At 67.9% G+C, this 1,743-nt stretch carries 3 protein-coding genes and 1 pseudogene; all 4 read right to left on the minus strand.

The genetic code is table 11. The features are described from left to right. Positions 1 to 356 (minus strand): annotated as a pseudogene (locus tag ACEW8N_RS00360) (hypothetical protein); the annotation flags it as partial. Further along, the gene (locus ACEW8N_RS00365; RefSeq protein ID WP_373497798.1) at positions 353 to 781 is read right to left on the minus strand and encodes a GPW/gp25 family protein; all 429 of its coding nucleotides are present in this window, start codon (positions 779 to 781) and stop codon (positions 353 to 355) included. The pseudogene ACEW8N_RS00360 and the gene ACEW8N_RS00365, both read right to left, overlap by 4 nt. Then, the gene (locus tag ACEW8N_RS00370) at positions 781 to 1,119 is read right to left on the minus strand and encodes a hypothetical protein (protein ID WP_373497799.1); all 339 of its coding nucleotides are present in this window, start codon (positions 1,117 to 1,119) and stop codon (positions 781 to 783) included. Before ACEW8N_RS00370 ends, ACEW8N_RS00365 begins: the two co-directional genes overlap by 1 nt. Further along, a partial coding sequence (locus tag ACEW8N_RS00375) for a phage baseplate assembly protein V (RefSeq protein ID WP_373497800.1) occupies positions 1,119 to 1,743 on the minus strand: 625 nt, incomplete at its 5' end. The genes ACEW8N_RS00375 and ACEW8N_RS00370, both read right to left, overlap by 1 nt.

Below are 1,743 nucleotides of genomic sequence, written 5' to 3' on the forward strand. Positions count from 1 at the left end.
GAGGCCCCGGCATCGGCCCGGGCGGTGGTCACCCGGGTCCCCCGGGGGATCCCGACGGGCCGATCCTGCGGGCGCGTGAGGGTAAACCGAAGGGTCACGCCGGCCGCCGCAGGCGGCTGAAGCCGCAGCCCGATGAGCCGGAGAAGCTCGATGTAGACCTTTTCCGGAAGCCGGTTGAGGCGATAGAGCAGGATATCGGTGAGATAGGCGAAGGCCTCCACCAGCACCATGCCGGGGTCCCCCGGAGACAGGTCCGTCCACTCGGGGCAGGACCGGGCGATCCGCCGCCGGGCGTCCGCCACCAGGTCCTCGAAGCGTCGGTCATCCAGATTCGGGGTTTTGATCGACATCATCATGCCTCCTCCGCCATGAACACGGGTATGACCAGTTGCTCCCGGTGACCTGTGCGCCGCAGGCGATACGTCAGGTGGATGTCCATGCGGCCGGGGTCCTCCGCGCTCGCCGCGGCATCCAGGAACAGGATCTCGACACGGGGCTCCCAACGGGTGAGGGCCCGCTTCACATAGTGGATCGCCAGGCCGTGGGTGGTCGCGTCATTGGGCGAAAAGACCAGTTGCTGCAGGTCGCACCCGTAATCCGGGCGCATCACCCGCTCCCCCGGCGGGGTGGTGAGGAGCATCAGGACCGACTGGCGAACGGCGGCGTGTCCGGAGACCATGTCGATGCCGCCCGTGCCGGCGATCTGCAGGCCGGCGGACAACCCGCTTTCATCAAAATCCGGATGGAGAAACCGCATGGCGCGGTAAGGCTGCGATCCCATCAGACCTCCTCCACGAGCTCCTGGCCCGGATTCCGGACCGTGTAAGTCACCGCTCCCGGCGGTGTGCCGTCGGTAAGGCCGGTCACCGTGTCCAGGCAGACCCGCCGGCCCTCGATGGCGAGCAATTCCGAATAGCCCTTCCGGACCGTGAGGGTGAGGCCGCATGCCTTGATCCCCGGGCCCACGTTGGGGCAGCCGGAAATGGGCCTCTTCTCCGGATCGGTCTCCACCAGGACCCTCGCGTCCATGATGGTCACGAGGGTCTGGGAGGGTTCAATCTTCACCTTGCCCACGGCATGGTCGCAGGCCAGGGCTGCGTTTTCCGTCAAGAGATGCATCACACCCTCTCGAAACCGATGTTTTGGCCGCCGATCGTCACCTTTTTTCCGGGGGCTGATATCTCCAGGTCGGCCATGGACAGGATCCGGCATTTCTCCGCGGAGAGTTCGATGCGGCTTCCGCGGCTGTCGGTGACGAGGACCGCCTCGGGCGTCAGGGAAATGCGGTCGCCTGCGCCGTTCTCCACCGCCACCGTTCCGGCCCCATCATCCAGCCGCACCCGGAGACCGCCGGGCGTCGCCAGGGTGTAGCGCCGCACGGCACCCTCCTCCACCCCGGAATCCGGCGGCGGCGACTCGCCGTAAAGGCCGCCGATCACGACGCCCCGGGCCGGGTCCCCTTCCAGGAGTACCACCAGCACCCGGTCGTCGATGTCGGGCAGGGCCACGATTCCCTTATTCAGGCCGGCGCCGGGCGTCACCACGGGATACCATCCGGCCTCCACGTCATTGTAATTGGGCAGCACCACCCGGACCCGCCCCATCCCGTCGGGATCGTCGACCCGGCTCACGACGCCCAGGGTGGCCACGGTGCTCCGGGGGCCTTCGCGGCCGGGCGGCGGCGAGGTCTCCAGTTCCGACACAAACCCCTGCCTGCGGTCGATGACGTGGCGCACCGCCGTG

Origin of the sequence: Desulfococcus sp. (assembly GCF_041737845.1) — a bacterium.
Taxonomy (GTDB): Bacteria; Desulfobacterota; Desulfobacteria; order Desulfobacterales; family Desulfococcaceae; genus Desulfococcus.